The following is an 18,698-nucleotide window of genomic DNA, read 5'->3' on the forward strand; positions in this document are numbered from 1 at the left end:
TCTCAATACTTTCGCTTTAAATCTGTGTCATTACAAAAATATCATAAATTGCCTTTACCGCTGCTTCGAAGTCTTCATTTCTTACACCAATAATGACATTTAACTCACTAGACCCCTGGTCAATCATCTTAACATTAACATTAGCATGTGCCAACGCAGAGAAGATTCTTCCTGCTGTTCCACGAGTGGACTTCATTCCACGACCCACTACTGCAATCAATCCTAAGTTAGACTCAATTTCAATAGAATCCGGCTTTGCAAGACGATGAATTGCTGCCAAAACTTCCTGTTCTTTTCCTTCGAATTCTTCCTGATGAACGAATACGGTCATAGTGTCAATACCGGATGGTACATGTTCAAAGGAAATACCTTGTTCTTCGAATGCTTCTAAAACTTTTCTTCCAAATCCTACTTCAGAGTTCATCATAGCCTTTTCAATATTAACTGCTACGAAACCTTTCTTTCCTGCAATTCCGGTAATAGTATATGCAGACTGACGGCAAGTACTCTCTACAATCAGGGTACCTTCATCTTCCGGTGCATTGGTATTACGGATATTAATTGGAATTCCTTCCTTACGAACCGGGAATACTGCATCTTCATGAAGTACAGTTGCTCCCATGTAGGAAAGCTCACGAAGTTCTCTATATGTAATTACCTTGATTGATTCCGGATTTTCAATGATTCTTGGGTCAGCTACTAAGAAACCGGAAACATCTGTCCAGTTCTCATACATATCCGCATGAGCTGCTTTCGCAACAATAGAACCGGTAATATCAGAACCACCTCTGGAAAATGTCTTAACCGTTCCATCTTCCTTTGCACCGTAGAATCCAGGTATAACGGCACGTTCACATTTTGCCAAACGCTCTGATAAAATCTTGTTTGTCTTTTCTGCTTCAAATTCACCATCTTCGTCGAATACAATTACTTCTGCTGCATCAATAAACTCATATCCAAGATAATTCGCCATGATAATACCATTTAAAAATTCACCTCTGGATGCGGCATAATCGCTTCCTGCTTTTTTCTTAAAGTTCTCTGCTATCACTTTGAATTGCTCGTCCAAAGATAATGTTAAGTTCAATCCGTTAATGATAGAATTGTAACGCTCCTGAATCTTCTTCAATGCTGCACTAAAATCCTTATCTTCTTCTGCCAAGGCATAACATTGATACAGCATATCTGTTACCTTGGTGTCTTTGGAATTTCTTTTTCCCGGAGCACTTGGTACTACATATTTACGCGCTTCATCAGAACGAATAATATTTCCTACTTTCACAAACTGCTGGGCACTTGCCAGTGAACTTCCACCAAATTTTACTACTTTTACCATTTCTCTTTTCTGCAGAATTTCGTTATATCCTGCCTCTCCTTTTCCTTTTTGTGTCTAACTTGCATTTTATCACAAGATTTCCTATATAGAAACCCGTTTTTTTATTTTTTCTTAATTTTGCTACTGTACCGCGTTACAGTGATGTATTTTTGGGCAGAATGTACAGAAAATCCTAGTATATCACTGGTGGAACAAAGAATTAAATTCGTAGGAACGTAAGCGTTATTTTTAAAGCCTCTCCGTCTAATTCTGCCGTCATTTCTCCCTCCATAGATTCCATCAGCATTTTTGCAATGGTAAGTCCCAGTCCTGAACCTCCCACAGTTCTGGACTGCTCCTGCATATAGAATCGGTCAAATAAATGTAGTACCTCTTCTTCTGTAAGTCCTCCTGCCGGATTCCGAAATATTATTCTGACATTCTGTTCTGTTGATTCAAAATCTATTTTCCAATAATCTTTTCCATACTTTATGGCATTTCCAATTAAATTGCCGAATACCCTTTCCAAAGCTTGAGCATCTACCATTACCTCATACTGTTTTTCTTCCGGAAGAGTTACTTGTATTCCCTTTGTTTCAAAATCATGATAGTAATTCAGTATCTGATTACAGAAAAATCCATATAACTCCGTTTTTTCCAGATGCAGTGCTTCTGTTCTGTCCTTCATGCTGGCATATTCATACAACTGTCCCACCAGATATTGAAGCTGATTTGTTTTACGTTGAATCACTTCCAGATAACTTTTCCTCTCTTCCTCAGTAATATTCTTATCTTCCAGAAGTCTTAAATATCCTTTCATAGAGGTCAGTGGTGTACGCAAATCATGGGAAATATTCGCTATCTCATCCTTTAATTCCTGTTCTTTCTTCTTCACTGCAAGCTGATTCTCTTTTGTTTTTTCCAGATATGTATGAAATACTTCTAAAAACCTTTCCACATCAGAAGAAGGAGAGCCTAAATGAAGCTCCCCATTTCCTTCTTCTGTGATGAGCATTTGAAATTCCTTTGTCAATGCCCGTAGGTTTCTCTTATCCAATATAATTTTTACAACTGCTGCTAACAATAAAACAACCAAAACTACGATAATTACATTCTCCACATTCTCACCTTAGCGTATTTCCTTTTTCTGGAAACATCTCATACCTATAAACGAAAATACTACAATTGCACTAACTGCAGCAATCATACACTTTACAATTCCGATAGTCGTATCCCAGGTATATGCCCGCGCATATCCTGTTACAGTTTCCGTAAGTTTTACCTGCATCAGATTATACATCAACATATCACTGATTTCCTTCACCTGTGATATCTTATACGCCAAAATACTCATTCCCTTTGGCACAACAACCAGAATGATAATCATAATAGCTGCAGATGTTATACTATTCTTATTCAAAAGGATACAACAATGATAAGCAACCACTGCTCCCAAAAACATAGGAATACATACAAACGTACTTCGAATAAAAGTTTGCGATATCTCGCTTCCACTATCTTCTAACAACAGTTTTCCAAGGCCAAAATGTAATCCCATCAAATACAAGTACATCACCAGGCAAACGCAACTATACACAATTATTCTGCCAAAATAAATCACACTTCGATTTACCCCAAATGCCACAGAATTCTTCATATTTTTCATACTACTGCCATCCAGCATACTGCATATTACAATAATAATATAAATGAATGTCCCCATTGACATATCAATCATTCCATAAGAATGCCGGGTATTCGCATATTGAAAATGCGGTAAATTCTGACACAGATAAAGTATCACATTATATGCAGTGATTAACCCTGTAAAAATTGCAGTAAGGACATATACCTCTTTAGAATGTAAAATCCGATAAAATTCACTTTTGATATAATTTAACATGCCATACTCCCCCTTTCTGCACTTCCGTCTTCGCCAACCATATTCATATAGTAATTTTCCAAATCAACTGTCTTTTGTGACAGTCCCAGTAATCCGATACCATTCTGCACTGCCAATTGACTGATTTCCTGTGCTTTATCCTGATTCTCGTAAATATGAATCACATTCTGCGGATACACCCGGTATCGCATTTTAGGGAAATTCTGTTCTAATAGGACAGACATCTTTTCTCCATCTGATACTTTCAATTCCAGATAGGTCTGACATTTTTCTTCCAGTGCTTCTCTGCTGATTTCTTCTAATATTTTTCCCTTATCCATAAAGCAAAAATAAGTTGCAAGATTGGTAAGTTCTGCCAAAATATGACTGGAAATCAAAATGGTAACTCCCTTTTCTCGATTCAAACGTAAGAGAGTATTACGAATCTCAATAATTCCCTTTGGATCTAGTCCGTTGATTGGCTCATCCAATATCAGAAAATCCGGATGATTCAACAGTGCCAAGGCAATTCCAAGACGCTGTTTCATTCCTAAAGAATAACCTTTTACTTTCTTTTCCGCTGCTTCTGACAATCCCACCTGCATCAGCAATTCTTCTACACCCTGTTTTCCTGGAATCCCAAGCTGAATCCGATAATACTCCAGATTCTGTCTTCCTGTCAGATTTTCAAAAAACGCCGGTGTTTCCAAAAGAGAACCCAACCTTTTTCGCTCTCTTCCAATCTTCTGTGACTGTTCTTTTCCAAAGAGCTGGAGGCTTCCTCCATCCCAAAAAGCAGTTCCTGTAATCATTCGCATCAGTGTAGTCTTTCCAGCACCATTATTTCCAACCAATCCATATATCTGTCCCTGTTTTATGGAAATCGACACATGATTCAAAGCTACTTTTCCTTGGTATAGCTTGGTCATATCCGAAATCCTTAAAATTTCTTCTTCCATTTTCTTCCTCTCCTTCTGTCTCTTTTCTTTTCCTATTATAGGAAAAGAGTTTTTAAAAGTCATAAATGAAGTTTAAAGAAAGTTTAAAGATTTGCCAATTTAAATCCTATGCTCCATACGGTCTTAATATATTCTTCCTCATCCAAGGCTGCAATTTTCTTACGGATATTACTGATATGCACGCTAACCGTACTGTCTTCTCCTATATAATTCTCTTTCCACACTGCCTGATATATGTTTTCCTTAGAGTATACCTTGTCCGGATGTTCCAAAAGCAATGTTAAAATATCAAATTCCAGCACCGTAAGAAAAATCTCTTGTCCTTTTACCTGACAAGTTCTGGCTTCCTTATCCAACACCAGATTTTTAAATTGCAATTTCTGCCCTTCTTTATCTGCACTCTTATTCTTGCAAAACCTACGCAGTCTGGCATTGACTCTCGCCACAACCTCTTCATTTTCAAAAGGCTTTGTCAGATAATCATCTGCACCCAAATTTAATACTGAAACCTTATCTTCCAAAGATGCCTTGGCCGTCACTACCAAAACGGGAATTTCATTTTCTTTTTCCCGAAGTTGCTTTATGACTTCTTCTCCTGAGATTCCCGGAATCATCAAATCTAACAGCATCATATCAAAGTGTTCCACGGAAAGTCGCAGCAATGCTTCACTTCCGGAATAGGCACTTACTGTCTCGAATCCTTCTTTTTCTAAAATTTTACACAATAATCCGTTGATGTCACTGTCATCTTCCACAATTAGTATTTTTTCTTTTTCCATCATTCTCCTCTTACGAGAAAACCGACCAATGCTTTCGCATTTAGCCGGTTCTCTTTCAAAATCATCATTCTTTCAAAGCATTTTATACATTTGTAAAATTCTCCGATTCTTCCTTCAGATTTTTAGCAACTGCACTATTCTCCGTCATCTGTGTGCTAACCTGAGAAATTGACTGTACTAAAGAATCAATGTTCACGGCAGCATCTGTAACCCCTTTCGCACTTTCCTCTACAGCACTATTAATACCATCAATAGACTCTGTCATCTCTGTCATATTAGACATCACTGCTTTTACTTCCGTTGCATATTCTGCCATATTCTGATCAATTTGAGTAGCATCCTCATTATACTGCTGACCACCTTCTACAAAAGAGTCATAATCAAGAAGGATTGTCTCATTCACATATGTAATAATCTTCTCCGAAGCATTTACCAAACCATTTACAGACTGAATTACCATTTCATTAATACTCTGAATTTTATTGGCTGTTTCTCTACTAGAATCTGCAAGTTGACGAATTTCATCTGCAACAACTGCAAATCCTTTTCCAGCTTCACCTGCACGCGCTGCCTCAATGGATGCATTTAAGGCCAACAAATTGGTCTGACTAGAAATACTTAAAATATCCTCGGTAAGCTGTGCAACCTTTTCTACACTCTTGCTATTTTCAAGTGCAACATTCATCTCATCTGTAATTTCACCAACCACTTTACTTGTATGTTCTTTATTATCCTTGGCACTATTTTCAAGTTCAACAGCACGTGCTTTCATTTCTTGAGCATATTTAGAAATAACTTCTGTCTGCTCTGCCATATTTTGAACGCGCTTATTCACTGCCTCTGCATTTGTTGTAACATTATTCGTAGTAGCTGATACTTCCTCCATAGTTGCAGAAAGTTCTTCCATAATAGCAGAAATATCACTTGCATTGTCATTCGAAGTATTCACATTTGTTACAACATTTCCTACTATACCATCCAATACACTTGAATTGGTAATAATCTTTGACATAATATTCTGAAGAGTTTCAATAAATTCATTGATTCCTCTTGAAGAAGCCCCAATTTCATCATTGCTCTTAATCTCTAAACGCTTGGTTAAGTCTCCTCTTCCTTCATTAATCTCTCGAATAATGAGATGTAACTGCTCTGACTGCTTCTTCAGAGGCTTAATAACTAAACAATACACTAAAATTACAGTAATTACAAATGCCAATATAAGTATAATAATCAATACTGCCGATAGTATAAAGCTACGTTCAAAGACTTTTCTCTGATTAGAAACCAAATCATTAATCTGATTATCATTGCCCTCAGTCAACTTATCCAGATTGTCTCCAATCTGCTTAGACCATTCTGTCATTTTTTCATTAAAAACTTTCAATGCAACTTCCGGATTCTTGTCTGCAACTGCAAGTGTCTCTATAATTTCCCCTTGAGCCTGTGAAATCACCTCAAATGTCTCTTCCATCATTTGTTGTTCTTCTTCCGAGAAATCATCCTTGTTCTTCCGAAGTGTATCTTGATATCCTGTTATCTTCTCCGCATAATCGTACAATTCTTCCATTACATATTTTTTAAAATCCACACTATCAGAAGTACAATATGCCAGAGAAAGCTTCATTGTTTTCTCATATTCAAGATTAATCGCGTCCAATGCCGTTAAGTTATCCAGCCCTTCTCCGGTAATCTGGGCGCTAGAATGTTGATTCATATTCAATGCCTTTAGTGTAATGATTCCACCAGCTATTCCTGCCAGCCCTACTATAATCACCGGAATCATAATTTTCCATAATACACTTATGCTCTTTTGTTTTCTCATTTCAAAATTTCAACTCCTTAGTTCCAACTTCTCTTATGGTTTTCTTATATAACTATATAGTACTACAAAAAAGCATAAATGTCTAGAATTCACTACAAAGCTAATATTACCTATTCAATTTTTCTCTTACTACAATTCCTGCTATCAACAAAATCACTGTTCCCACTGCCATCCATGGAATAAAGGAAAAATTATCATTCATCATCCGGAATAACGCCAATTTTCCAAAGTATTTACTTCCGCCAATATTCCCAATAAAATATAGGACGGATACCATATACCCCAACACCACTTGATTGGTAATGCCACTTATACAAAATCCCACGCTTCCCAGAAAACAAGTTTCACAAAAGGAACCAATCCACAGTTTTTTTGTTTGAAATTCACTATTGCCCAGATGAAGAATTCCAATAAACACAGTTACAATAAGTGCCAATATTACTATCGCCTGAAAAACTCTCACCAGGTACACTTGCCATAACGCCATTCTTTTTGACTTCTCCAACAACCAGACTTCTCGATTCTGTTCCGGCATAAACAATGGTGTAAGCAATAATATTCCAACAAATATTACAAACATTTCCATTACCTTTGCAGCTTGCCTAGGCGACAGGTTCCGAAAACTCACAAAAAATCCGGACATAGCACAGAAGAACAATGTAACCAGAAGGTGAGGCAAATACTGTTTTCGAAGGAAACTACTTCCTACGCTTAAATATCTTTCCATAGATAGTCTCTCCCTCCCTACGCTTCTTCTCATATACCAAACAGGTCAATCCAAACAAAACCAGTGACAGTATAAAATAAAATCCCCTGTTGATATACAACTGAGATTTCTGCTGTTCGAACAACGCTGCAGCCCCCGCCTCATTCCAACGTACTATCAGCTTAAATCCAAAACTCCCCTTAAGGATCATACTACTGAATAGACTTGCAATAGCCCAGAATACCTGTACAAAAATAGATATTATATTTTCCGTCATCTCTGTAATAAAAAATGCTACTGCAAGCACTATCATAATTTCGGGCAACAGCCAAATTACATCGTATTTCAAAAATGCCAACACATCTGCTTTCACTCCTAACGTCTGTGCCTGATACTGCCATGGCAACTGAAGTATAAAAGATACAATCAACACCGGTAAAAATGTCATACACACATTTGCCAAATATCTGCTTCCCTGAATCACCCCTGCTCCTGCATTTCTTGCATAAATCACCTGTGAAACCTGGGAACGTTTATCCCTTAAGCATCTGGTTACTCCAAGAAAAATAGGAAGTACCCCTAATATAATTCCGGCATAATCGCAAAACAAACGCATATATGCTCCGGTTACTTTATCTTTTTTACAAATATTATTGTATTCTTCCAACTCCGTTTCATAGTTACTGCTTACTTCTACACCTCCCTCGAAATTTTTCTTCTCATAAGAAGACCCTTTTCCTATAATTTCACAAACTCTCTCCATCTTCTGGCAAAACTCTTCATATGTAAATCCTTTTTTTACTTTTATTCTGTTTTCTGCCATTGCCTGCATGGCACCTTCCATCGTGGTTTGGTCATATTGTTCATAATGTTCAGATACTTGTTTTTTCAAAATATCCATATCCTCTCCTGAACATTCCTCTATAATTCCCTCTAATTCTGCTAATTCTGCATCACTTAGAATAACCTGCTTATAAAATCCCATAGGATAGGTAGCAAATGAATTGATGTCAACCTCCTCAAATAACTCCGCCAAAGTCCGTTCCATAATATCTGTTTCATCCATAGAAACAACCATTCCATAATAGTCCTGCCCCTTTTCCGGCTCTTTTAAATCTTTTACACTATCTCCGCTCATCTGGCTGGTTAAAAATAAAATCAAAATAATCACATAAATATAATAAACCAGACTTTTCAATATCTGTTTACATTCATCTATAAATAATGTTCCAAACATGCTTCCACCTCCTAAGCTACCACTTTTTTGCTATTATGGTGTTTGTACATCAAGTACATATAGGCATCCTCTACATCTCCATTACACACTTGTGCCTCTTCCATCGGTGGTTTCTCAGATACAATTTTTATAGTAGAAGTACTTCCATTGGTAAGAATCCCTGTTACCAAATAGATATCTTTTATCATCGGAAGTTCCATCGTAGATACTTCCATTTTATACACTTTTCCCGTTACCATATCTAACAATTCTGACACCGTTCCTCGGAACAATATTTTGCCTTCATCTAAAACAGCGATATTCTCACAAGTAGCTTCAATGTCTCCTACGATATGCGTAGATAAAATGACGATTCGTTCTCTTGCAATTTCACACAAAAGGTTGCGGAAACGTACTCGTTCTTCCGGATCTAATCCGGCAGTAGGTTCGTCCACTACGATTACTTTCGGATTATGGATAATTGCCTGTGCAATACCTAATCTTCTACGCATACCACCAGACATTGCTTTTACTTTTGTTTTCTGCTGATGTTCCAGATTTACCTTTTCCAACATCTCCGGTACTTTTTTCTTTCTCTCCTTTTTGTCCATACCCGACAATACTGCCAGATAATCTAATGCTTCATAGGCATTCATATTGCCATACATAGAAAAATCTTGCGGCAGATATCCAATCATGCTTCTAATTTGCTTAGAATTTTCCACCGGAACACCACAAATACTTACCTCGCCGCTACTTTTTTTTAATAATGTAGTCAATACTTTCATTAAGGTCGTTTTCCCTGCTCCATTTGGTCCAAGCAATCCAAACATCCCTTGCTTAATCGTCAAATCCACATTAGATAAAGCCTGTTTCTTCCCAAAATTCTTAGAAAGTTGCTTAATTTCAATTTGTGTACTCATATTATATATCCTCCTTCATGATATCTATTATCATAAAAGAACTTTTCCTATAAATTTCCTATCAATCAAAAATTATCTCACTCCGATTCCAAAGGTAGCTGCCGCAATAGCTCCTTCTTTTATACTATTTTGAAAAGTGAGATTTCCATTATGATTTTCGCAAAGAATTTTACAAATAGACAATCCAATGCCAAAATGTTCGCTGCTATCCTTTTCTTCACTAAAATATGCTTGAGCTGCTATTCGCAGTGCTTTCTGTGAAAACCCCGGTCCGTCATCCTTTACATATATAATCAATTCCCTTTTTCCGATTTCTAATTGCACTACAATATGTTGTCGGGCATAACGCACCGCATTATTCAAAAGATTCTCTACAACCTCTTGAATACATTCGCAATCCGCAAAGATTTCCTGCTGTTTCTCCTTGCTCTCTGTTTCTTGCTCTGTGCATATAGAAATTGTTTTCCCATTCATCTGTTCCATGACTTCCATGGATTCTTTCAAACGCTGTTGTAAATCATAAAATTTCATCCACTTACAAGATATTTCCCTTTTCTCGATTCGCTGAAGCTCTGTCATGGTATTTGAAAACCGCAGCAAACGTTCCTCCTGATACTTCATGGTATCCAGTTTTTCCATCAATAATTCCTGTGAAACCTTTCCCTGCGGTACATATTTCTGCAAAAACTCTGTATACCCCCGAATGACTGTTAACGGTGTTCTCATATCATGGGCAAATGCTGCATTAATGTTACGCTGCTCTTCCTGCTGTTCCCATTGTCGGCATTTCTCCCGTATAAGTTTCTTTCTGAGTTCCTCCATCCCTTCTCCAATTCTTCCCATCTCATCGCCACTGTGATATACAATTTCCCTACTATAATCTCCCGCATTTAGGGCACTGAGCATATCCGATATCGTCTCCAATGCCGGATAAAGCTTTTTGGTCCAAAAGACTTTTCCTGCAATCACATATGCAATAAACATATAAATCACAAAACTATTATTATAAATAACAGACAATATCTTCAATATCATGCCATACTTTTTGCTTTGTGAAACAAATAACTTTCCTCCCATATCCAAATCATAATAGTGAATATTCTGAATTCGCATACCAATCACCTGCATCCATACATCACAAATATTTCTAGTAAAAAGCCACAATGCAACTGCACCTATTGAAGTAATACACAAATAACATATTAAACTTCTTACCAGACTGATATTTTTCAAATATTCTTTTAACTTTTCTGCTTTTTCTTCTATCCAATCCATCGGTATCCTACTCCCCACACTGTTTCTATATATGTTTTCTTACTGTATTTTCCAAGTTTATTACGGATTCTTCGCACATGCTCTGCTACGATTCCTGCATCTGCTTCTCCATCAAAGCCACGAACCTTCTCATATATCTGCTCTTTCTCAAATACCTGTCCACTATGGGTCAGCAACAATTCTAAAATCAGATATTCTGTTCTCGTAAATCCCAAATTTTCTCCATCATACAATACCTGATGTCCGGAAAAATCTACCGTCAAATTTTCTTTGATATACACATTGCTCTTTTGACTCTTTCGCTCTTCTCGTCGCAAATGTGCTTCCACTCTCGCCAATAATTCATCTATAGAAAAGGGCTTTATAATGTAATCGTCTCCTCCTGACTTCAACCCATTAACTCTATCTTTTTCTTCTGTTCGTGCTGTAAGGAAAAGAATCGGACAATTTACATAATCTCTTATCTTTTCACACACTTCGTATCCATCCATATCCGGCATATTCACATCCAATAATATTAAATCCGGATTATATTTGATGTTTTCTATGGCTTTACTACCATTTTCTACCGTATATACCAAATACCCTTCTAATTCCAGATATTCTTTTAATAATTTACGGATATCTGTTTCATCATCCACTACCAATATTTTCTTCATATTACAATCCTCCGCTTTTATCATATCTGGAAATTTCCTATACTTTTCCTATATTCTCATATCGCAAAAGGGACTATTGTAAAATATCCTACAATAATCCCTTTCGTCTTATATAGAGCTATCTGTCAGTTTATAGCAATCTGATACTTATTTGTAATTAACAATCTTACCAAAGTCAGCCTTTAAGGAAGCTCCTCCTACAAGACCACCGTCGATGTCTGGTTTTGCAAATAATTCTGCTGCATTTCCTGCGTTTACAGATCCGCCATACTGAATACGGATTGCTTCTGCTGTTGCTTCATCATATACTTCTTTGATGCATGCACGAATTGCTGCACATACTTCTTCTGCCTGATCGGAAGTAGCTGTTTCACCAGTTCCGATAGCCCAGATTGGCTCGTAAGCGATAACTGCTGTCTTAGCCTGATCTGCAGTTACGTTCTGGAACGCAATCTTAATCTGCATACGAATCCAGTCGATGTAGATGCCTTGTTTTCTCTGTGTTAAAGATTCTCCACAGCAGATGATTGGTGTAATACCATGTTCGAAAGCCTTTAATACTTTCTTGTTTACAGTTTCATCTGTTTCTGCGAAGTATTCTCTTCTTTCAGAATGTCCTAATACAACATATTTTACACCAGCGTCTGTTAACATAGCAGGGGAGATTTCTCCTGTGTATGCTCCGCTTTCTTCAAAGTACATATTTTCTGCACCAATGTTGATGTTAGATCCTTTTGCTGCTTCCATAGCTGGGATGATGTCGATAGCCGGTACACAGAATACTACGTCTACTTCATCATTTGCTACTAATGGTTTTAACTCGTTTACTAAAGCTACTGCTTCGCTTGGAGTTTTGTTCATTTTCCAGTTTCCTGCAATAATTTTCTTTCTTGCCATGATTTTATCCTCTTCTCATATTTTTATAAGGAAGTTCGCACTAACTTCACAGTTCGCCTTCGGCTCGTGTTCACTAAGTGCTCTACTTATTATTGATAAGAATTTCCGCCTGGGAATTCGCCGCGCCCGAGCGGTGCCCTTCAGGGCTATCTTCCTCTCCGCGAGGTGCGCAGTTCAAACAGCGGCTAATAACAAATAGATTAGCCGCTTGTGGCTATCTATTTGTTATTAGCTGCTGCTACTCCTGGAAGTTCTTTTCCTTCTAAGAATTCCAAAGAAGCTCCACCACCTGTGGAAATGTGGCTCATCTTGTCACCGAATCCTAACTGGTTAACAGCTGCTGCGGAATCTCCACCACCAATGATTGTTGTTGCATCTGTTTCAGCTAAAGCTTCTGCTACTGCGATAGTTCCTTTTGCAAGTACAGGGTTTTCGAATATACCCATTGGTCCGTTCCATACAACAGTCTTAGCAGATTTAACAGCGTCTGCATATAATTCTGCTGTCTTAGGTCCGATATCGAATCCTGCTTTATCTGCTGGCATAGCTTCTACTGCATATACTTCTACTGGAATCTCAGCATCAATTGGATCTGGGAATGCATCTGCTGCTACTGTATCGATTGGAAGTAATAATTTCTTTCCAAGTTTCTCAGCTTTTGCAATCATTTCCTTACAGTAATCAAGCTTTGTATCATCTACTAAAGATTTTCCGATTTCATATCCCTGTGCCTTTAAGAATGTGAATGCCATACCACCACCAATGATTAAAGTATCACATTTCTCTAATAAGTTGGAGATAACGTTTAACTTATCAGCAACTTTAGCTCCACCAAGAATTGCTACGAAAGGTCTAACTGGGTTTTCTACTGCATTTCCTAAGAAGTCGATTTCTTTCTGCATTAAGTATCCAACTGCTGCAGTGTCAACTAACCCAGCAACACCTACGTTAGAGCAGTGTGCTCTATGAGCAGTACCGAATGCATCATTTACGAAAACATCACATAAAGAAGCAAGTTCTTTAGAGAAAGCTTCTCCGTTCTTTGTTTCTTCTGCTCTGAAACGTGTGTTTTCTAATAAAATAACATCTCCATCATTCATAGCTTCTACAGCTGCTTTTGCATTTGGTCCAACAACCTCTGCATCTGCTGCAAATTTTACTTCCTGTCCTAATAATTCAGAAAGTCTTGTAGCTACTGGTGCAAGAGTCTTTGTTTTCTTGTCTTCGTCTGTCTTCACTTTTCCTAAGTGAGAGCAAAGAATTACTTTTCCACCATCAGCTACTAATTTTTTAATTGTAGGAAGAGCTGCTACCAGACGGTTTTCGTCTGTAATCTTACCATCTTTTAAAGGTACATTGAAATCGCATCTGCAAAGAACGCGTTTTCCTTTTACATTAATATCATCTACAGAAAGTTTGTTTAAAGACATAGTATTTTCTCCTTTTTTATTAAATTACAAAAAGGAGCCCGGTCCCTAAAGACCGGACCCCTTCCTGAGTCTTATCTGCACTCTGGTAGCCTGTCGCTTCACAAAAGTAGTCTACCGTGCAGTGTATTATCATTTGAATAAGGCAGTTCTGTTCGCTAACCTCAAGTTTCGCCAAATACAGGCTCGCTTTCGCTAATCTCACAGAACGGTTTTCATACTAACCTCGGACTTCGCTTTTGGCTCGTCCTCGCTAAGTATTCAATGCCTATGCTAATTCGCTGAAGTATTTGATTGTACGAACCATCTGGCTTGTGTAGCTGTTTTCGTTATCGTACCAAGAAACAACCTGTACTTCATATAAATCATCAGCAACTTTAGAAACCATAGTCTGAGTAGCGTCGAATAAAGAACCAAATCTCATTCCTACGATATCAGAAGATACGATTTCATCTTCGTTGTATCCGAAAGATTCGTTAGCTGCTGCTTTCATAGCTGCATTGATTCCTTCAACAGTTACGTCGTTACCTTTAACAACTGCTGTTAAGATAGTTGTAGAACCTGTTGGGGTAGGTACACGCTGTGCAGAACCGATTAATTTTCCGTTTAATTCTGGAATAACTAATCCGATAGCCTTTGCAGCACCTGTGCTGTTAGGAACGATGTTAACTGCTGCTGCACGAGATCTTCTTAAATCACCTTTTCTCTGAGGTCCGTCTAATGTCATCTGATCTCCTGTGTAAGCATGGATTGTACACATAATACCAGACTGAATTGCTGCATATTTGTTTAAAGCGTCAGCCATTGGAGCTAAGCAGTTTGTTGTACAAGAAGCTGCAGAAATAACTGTATCATCAGCTTTCAGTGTATTGTGGTTTACATTGTAAACGATTGTAGGAAGGTCATTTCCTGCTGGAGCAGAAATAACAACTTTACGAGCACCTGCTTTGATATGAGCAGAAGCTTTTTCTTTGGATGTATAGAATCCTGTACATTCAAGAACAACGTCTACTTTTAATTCTCCCCATGGGCAATTGCTAGCATCAGCTTCAGCGTAGATTTTGATTTCTTTTCCATCAACTGTAATAGAATCTTCTCCAGCTGTTACTTTATCTGCTAATTCATATTTACCCTGAGATGAATCATATTTTAACAAGTGTGCTAACATTTTAGGGCTTGTTAAATCGTTGATTGCTACTACTTCGTATCCTTCTGCACCGAACATCTGTCTGAAAGCTAAACGTCCAATACGTCCAAATCCATTGATTGCTACTCTTACTGACATGTTTAATTCCTCCTAGTTTTGAATGAATTTAATATTTCTTTTTGGATATCAAACCCAAAATCTGTTATCATTGTACCCAATCTTTGTCCAAAATTCAAGTAGGTTTTTTAACTTTGTTAATTTTTTCACTATTTTTTTACATGTAATATACTTTTACCCCACATTTTACTTATTGTGCTGACTTTGCTACTTTGTATTTTGACAAAATAGTGCATTTCATATATAGTAAACTGTGAAATATGAACAAAACCTTGTACAAAAAGGAGACTTTTCTATGCTTTGGGACACACATATGCACACACATTTTTCCGGCGACAGTGAAGCCGATTCACGCGAAATGGTTCATTCTGCCATATCAAAGGGATTGGATGGTCTATGCTTTACGGATCATCTGGATATTGATTATCCCAATGCCCCATCAGAATTTCTGATTGATTTCTCTGCTTATTTTGATGAACTGACTCAGGTGCAGGCAGATTTTTCTTCGGACTTTCCGGTTCTTATTGGTCTGGAACTTGGCTTACAAGCACACCTTTCCAAGAAACTTCCGGAGATTGTATCTACACACCCCTTTGACTTTATAATTGGTTCTTCCCATGTGGTACATGGTATCGACCCTTACTATCCGGAATACTATGTTGGAAAAACAGAAGATGATGCCTATCTGGAATACTTTGAATCCATCCTGGAAAACCTTTCCACATTCGATTGTTTTGATGTATATGGTCATATCGACTATGTGGTACGATACGGTCCTAACCGAAATACTTACTATACCTATGAAAAATTTGCCGATGTGATTGACGAAATCTTAAAAACCTTAATTCAGAAGGGAAAAGGCATTGAAATCAACACAGGCGGCTTCAAATACGGTCTTGGACATCCCAATCCTACGGAAGCAATCCTGAAACGCTATCATGAACTTGGTGGCGAAATTATTACCATTGGTGCTGACGCACACAAACCGGAGCATGTTGCTTTTGACTTTGCAAAGGTACCAAATATCTTAAAAGAAGCCGGATTTTCTTACTATACTGTATTCAAAAACAGAAAACCTGAGTTTTATAAGTTGTAAAAATACGAAAAGGAGCTGATTTGAAATAAAAATTTCAAATCAGCTTTCGCTTTCTAGCTTCCATAACAGCCTCTGCTTTTCCCCTAACTCCCAGTTTTTTATAATTTTCCCTGCAATGATACTTTACTGCACTCTCCGTAATTCCAAGCAACTCCGCAATTTGTGTATTAGAAAGACCTTCTGCCTGAAGCTTGAGAATTTTTACAGCATTATCAGAAAATACTTCTTCTTCCATACTTTTCACTTTCAGATAAGAGGGATAAGCAATGGCAACTGCTTCGGTCTCTTTCAGTACCTGTCTACGATATGCCTTCTGTTCCTTTATTTCTGCATCCTCTGCCTTCCAGCCCACTGACTTCAATAGTTCCCGAATAGCGGCTCCTTCTCTGGAAATAATTCTAACAAAATGATAATCCTCTGCTTCTCTCAACACCTCTAACAGTATCTCTTTCCATGCTACCTCTCCCATTCGATAAAGAGCAATACTCAAAAGTATCTTTGACTCCATGCGGATATACGGACGGTCCATGACCTTTGCGTAATACAAAAGCCGCTCCAACAGACTCTGTGCCCGCTCATACCTCCCATATAAAAGGTATCCTCTGACCTTTGCCAGATAATGATAACGGTTAAAAGTACAGAATTCCTCATCCTCTTTTGGAGCTTTCTCCATCCATTCCTCAATCTGTGCTTTTTCCCCCTGATACAGCGCCAAACGAAACAAAAAAGTATCTATATTCGGAAGAAGCTTGTCCCCATGCTCTTTTACTGCTACATTCCGAAAATGCTTCAAAATCTCTACCGCCTCTTCTATTTGTCCGTTAATCACATGAACCCTTGCCTGAATAGCAGCCGCCACAAAACACTGCTCTAATTTTCCTCCGGCTTCAGCCTGCATTCTTCCCCGACTCACAAGTGAAAGAATCTCATAGTTATCCCCGCCCTTTTCATAAAAACTCTCTGCAAGAGCAATATCTACAAAGCCCTTTCCATATTTTCCAAGCACGACAGCTACCGGCTTTCCTATCGTCTTTGCCAGTTCTCTGTCCCTTCTACTCCATTCACAGAAATCCTTTCCGCCGTTCATCTGCGACGGAAGATTACTGGTAACTGAAAATTCCGGCAGAGTAAGCTGGCGATTCGTGAGTAAAACAAATGCATTCTTCATAATATCAATAAGGCCACCACTTCCTCGATGAGGTAGCGCAATATCCAAATACGCAATCCAGCTTTTTACTGCCTTTCTTTCACTTCCGGTTCTTCTCTTTTCCTGTGCTACCAGATTATCATACCACCGTTCACTCTCTTCCGTATTCATTAGAATAGACTGAAGCATGCACATCCCCGCAGTCAACTCAATACTTTCTGCTATGGTTTCTTCGGGCAAGGTCAGATAATAATGACGTAATTCATATAAATATCCACTGCCCGGATTCTTTCTGGCATTGTCAATCAACAAACTTCCTACTCTGTTTTTGTTCCCGCAGGCTTTATACATACGAAGTGCATCCATTACCATGCCTTCCTGTTCATAAAACAATCCTGCATTGTAAAACAGTTCATCTCTCTGCTGCTTGTTATACCTATTCTGGAAGCTGCGTCTCAGGCTTTCCAACATGGCCGGTTCATAATGGTAAACCCCATTTTCTTCGTAAAGAAAGTTTCCCGTCTCCCATGATTTCTGGATTAAATAAGGTACGTTTGTCTTTCCTGTAATATGTTCTGCCATCTGCATCGTAAAGCTGTCTACCACACTCATCTGCATCAGGAATTCCAACAGTTCTGTATCCCACTGATCATATACATTATAATCCAGATAATCCCAAAATATCTGTTGCACCTGCTTTATCGTATCCTCTGTAAAGGTTTTCCCATCCTGCAACAGCTCTGCAACAATCCTGATTGCCATCCCATGTCCTCTGGCTACCTGATTTACTCGCTGCAGAGTATCTTCATTTGCTACAATACCACTCTGTTCAAAATAGCGTTCCAGCATACCACGATCAAATTTAAGTTCTTCTTCCTCTATTATCATAAATGGATACTGTTTCAAAGTAGCAGCCAGAAGCCACGATGGACAACGGCACCGTCCCACCAGTATAAGCCATATATCCCTTCTTCCGCTCAGTTCCACAATAGCACTTCGCACATCTTCCGGCTCTGCAAGCTGAATATCATCTATCACTACGATAGTTCTTCCCGATTCCCTGTCCCCAATACTTTCTGATATAGCAAGTTCATTAACAAGCACATTTCCTGCGTTGAAATACAAGTATTCCATACGTTTCAGATAGTTCCTGACCAAAGCCGTCTTTCCATATCCGGTAGCCCCATAGAGATACACTGTCTGCGCATTTTTTTGTGCTTCTTTTAGTTTTATTCTTGCCTTTCGTGGCGATATATAGATTTCTTCTTGCATCACCCAGATGCCCCTCCTCCGTATAAAAACATTATCATGACAATTATATTTTATCAGAA

General features: G+C 38.2%; 16 protein-coding genes. 1 reads left to right on the forward strand and 15 read right to left on the reverse strand.

The window, feature by feature from the left end; all coding sequences use genetic code 11:
- Positions 1-16: 16 nt before the first annotated feature.
- From BIV20_RS10360 to gap, 14 genes are all read right to left on the reverse strand, one after another.
- A complete protein-coding gene (locus BIV20_RS10360; protein WP_075720664.1) occupies positions 17-1,336 on the reverse strand; it encodes an aspartate kinase in 1,320 nt (439 codons plus the stop codon).
- Positions 1,337-1,535: 199 nt separating this feature from the next.
- On the reverse strand, positions 1,536-2,435 hold the full coding sequence (locus BIV20_RS10365; RefSeq protein WP_075720665.1) for a sensor histidine kinase: 900 nt from the start codon (positions 2,433-2,435) through the stop codon (positions 1,536-1,538).
- Between the two features lie 9 nt (positions 2,436-2,444).
- Entirely contained in the window at positions 2,445-3,218 is a 774-nt protein-coding gene (locus BIV20_RS10370) for a hypothetical protein (RefSeq protein WP_075720666.1), read from the reverse strand.
- A complete protein-coding gene (locus BIV20_RS10375) occupies positions 3,212-4,156 on the reverse strand; it encodes an ATP-binding cassette domain-containing protein (RefSeq protein WP_075720667.1) in 945 nt (314 codons plus the stop codon). The genes BIV20_RS10370 and BIV20_RS10375 overlap by 7 nt, the downstream gene beginning before the upstream one ends.
- An 83-nt stretch (positions 4,157-4,239) precedes the next feature.
- The gene (locus BIV20_RS10380) at positions 4,240-4,935 is read right to left on the reverse strand and encodes a response regulator transcription factor (RefSeq protein ID WP_075720668.1); all 696 of its coding nucleotides are present in this window, start codon (positions 4,933-4,935) and stop codon (positions 4,240-4,242) included.
- Between the two features lie 82 nt (positions 4,936-5,017).
- The gene (locus BIV20_RS10385; RefSeq protein WP_075720669.1) at positions 5,018-6,757 is read right to left on the reverse strand and encodes a methyl-accepting chemotaxis protein; all 1,740 of its coding nucleotides are present in this window, start codon (positions 6,755-6,757) and stop codon (positions 5,018-5,020) included.
- 106 nt (positions 6,758-6,863) lie between these two features.
- The gene (locus BIV20_RS10390) at positions 6,864-7,484 is read right to left on the reverse strand and encodes a hypothetical protein (RefSeq protein WP_075720670.1); all 621 of its coding nucleotides are present in this window, start codon (positions 7,482-7,484) and stop codon (positions 6,864-6,866) included.
- On the reverse strand, positions 7,456-8,700 hold the full coding sequence (locus tag BIV20_RS10395) for a hypothetical protein (RefSeq protein ID WP_075720671.1): 1,245 nt from the start codon (positions 8,698-8,700) through the stop codon (positions 7,456-7,458). Before BIV20_RS10395 ends, BIV20_RS10390 begins: the two co-directional genes overlap by 29 nt.
- Before the next feature lie 11 nt (positions 8,701-8,711).
- Entirely contained in the window at positions 8,712-9,602 is an 891-nt protein-coding gene (locus BIV20_RS10400; RefSeq protein WP_075720672.1) for an ABC transporter ATP-binding protein, read from the reverse strand.
- A 72-nt stretch (positions 9,603-9,674) separates the two neighbouring features.
- Positions 9,675-10,877 carry a HAMP domain-containing sensor histidine kinase gene (locus BIV20_RS10405; protein WP_075720673.1) on the reverse strand — a complete coding sequence of 401 codons (1,203 nt, stop codon included), beginning with the start codon at positions 10,875-10,877 and terminating at the stop codon, positions 9,675-9,677.
- Positions 10,865-11,536: a response regulator transcription factor gene (locus BIV20_RS10410; protein ID WP_075721052.1), complete on the reverse strand. Its 672-nt coding sequence runs from the start codon at positions 11,534-11,536 to the stop codon at positions 10,865-10,867. Before BIV20_RS10410 ends, BIV20_RS10405 begins: the two co-directional genes overlap by 13 nt.
- A 147-nt stretch (positions 11,537-11,683) precedes the next feature.
- Positions 11,684-12,433 carry a triose-phosphate isomerase gene (gene tpiA / locus BIV20_RS10415; protein WP_075720674.1) on the reverse strand — a complete coding sequence of 250 codons (750 nt, stop codon included), beginning with the start codon at positions 12,431-12,433 and terminating at the stop codon, positions 11,684-11,686.
- A 218-nt stretch (positions 12,434-12,651) separates the two neighbouring features.
- A complete protein-coding gene (locus BIV20_RS10420) occupies positions 12,652-13,863 on the reverse strand; it encodes a phosphoglycerate kinase (protein WP_075720675.1) in 1,212 nt (403 codons plus the stop codon).
- A 265-nt stretch (positions 13,864-14,128) separates the two neighbouring features.
- A complete protein-coding gene (gap, locus tag BIV20_RS10425; RefSeq protein ID WP_075720676.1) occupies positions 14,129-15,145 on the reverse strand; it encodes a type I glyceraldehyde-3-phosphate dehydrogenase in 1,017 nt (338 codons plus the stop codon).
- A gap of 274 nt (positions 15,146-15,419) precedes the next feature.
- On the opposite strand from gap, the gene BIV20_RS10430 reads away from it, so the two are divergent.
- Positions 15,420-16,220, forward strand: coding sequence for a histidinol-phosphatase HisJ family protein (locus BIV20_RS10430; protein ID WP_075720677.1), 801 nt, complete (start codon positions 15,420-15,422; stop codon positions 16,218-16,220).
- A gap of 34 nt (positions 16,221-16,254) precedes the next feature.
- Here BIV20_RS10430 and BIV20_RS10435 read toward each other — a convergent pair whose 3' ends face one another.
- Positions 16,255-18,639 (reverse strand): LuxR C-terminal-related transcriptional regulator, encoded by a 2,385-nt coding sequence (locus BIV20_RS10435; RefSeq protein ID WP_075720678.1) that lies wholly within the window; start codon positions 18,637-18,639, stop codon positions 16,255-16,257.
- Positions 18,640-18,698: the final 59 nt, after the last annotated feature.

Origin of the sequence: Roseburia sp. 499, from assembly GCF_001940225.2 — a bacterium.
GTDB lineage: Bacteria > Bacillota > Clostridia > Lachnospirales > Lachnospiraceae > Petralouisia.

Excerpts from the sequence above, each read along its gene's own strand:
- BIV20_RS10360 (WP_075720664.1), bottom strand. The coding sequence starts at position 1,336 with ATGGTAAAAGTAGTAAAATTTGGTGGAAGTTCACTGGCAAGTGCCCAG.
- BIV20_RS10370 (WP_075720666.1), bottom strand. The coding sequence starts at position 3,218 with ATGTTAAATTATATCAAAAGTGAATTTTATCGGATTTTACATTCTAAA.
- BIV20_RS10375 (WP_075720667.1), bottom strand. The coding sequence starts at position 4,156 with ATGGAAGAAGAAATTTTAAGGATTTCGGATATGACCAAGCTATACCAA.
- BIV20_RS10380 (WP_075720668.1), bottom strand. The coding sequence starts at position 4,935 with ATGGAAAAAGAAAAAATACTAATTGTGGAAGATGACAGTGACATCAAC.
- BIV20_RS10385 (WP_075720669.1), bottom strand. The coding sequence starts at position 6,757 with ATGAGAAAACAAAAGAGCATAAGTGTATTATGGAAAATTATGATTCCG.
- BIV20_RS10390 (WP_075720670.1), bottom strand. The coding sequence starts at position 7,484 with ATGGAAAGATATTTAAGCGTAGGAAGTAGTTTCCTTCGAAAACAGTAT.
- BIV20_RS10395 (WP_075720671.1), bottom strand. The coding sequence starts at position 8,700 with ATGTTTGGAACATTATTTATAGATGAATGTAAACAGATATTGAAAAGT.
- BIV20_RS10400 (WP_075720672.1), bottom strand. The coding sequence starts at position 9,602 with ATGAGTACACAAATTGAAATTAAGCAACTTTCTAAGAATTTTGGGAAG.
- BIV20_RS10405 (WP_075720673.1), bottom strand. The coding sequence starts at position 10,877 with ATGGATTGGATAGAAGAAAAAGCAGAAAAGTTAAAAGAATATTTGAAA.
- BIV20_RS10410 (WP_075721052.1), bottom strand. The coding sequence starts at position 11,536 with ATGAAGAAAATATTGGTAGTGGATGATGAAACAGATATCCGTAAATTA.
- tpiA (WP_075720674.1), bottom strand. The coding sequence starts at position 12,433 with ATGGCAAGAAAGAAAATTATTGCAGGAAACTGGAAAATGAACAAAACT.
- BIV20_RS10420 (WP_075720675.1), bottom strand. The coding sequence starts at position 13,863 with ATGTCTTTAAACAAACTTTCTGTAGATGATATTAATGTAAAAGGAAAA.
- gap (WP_075720676.1), bottom strand. The coding sequence starts at position 15,145 with ATGTCAGTAAGAGTAGCAATCAATGGATTTGGACGTATTGGACGTTTA.
- BIV20_RS10430 (WP_075720677.1), top strand. The coding sequence starts at position 15,420 with ATGCTTTGGGACACACATATGCACACACATTTTTCCGGCGACAGTGAA.
- BIV20_RS10435 (WP_075720678.1), bottom strand. The coding sequence starts at position 18,639 with ATGCAAGAAGAAATCTATATATCGCCACGAAAGGCAAGAATAAAACTA.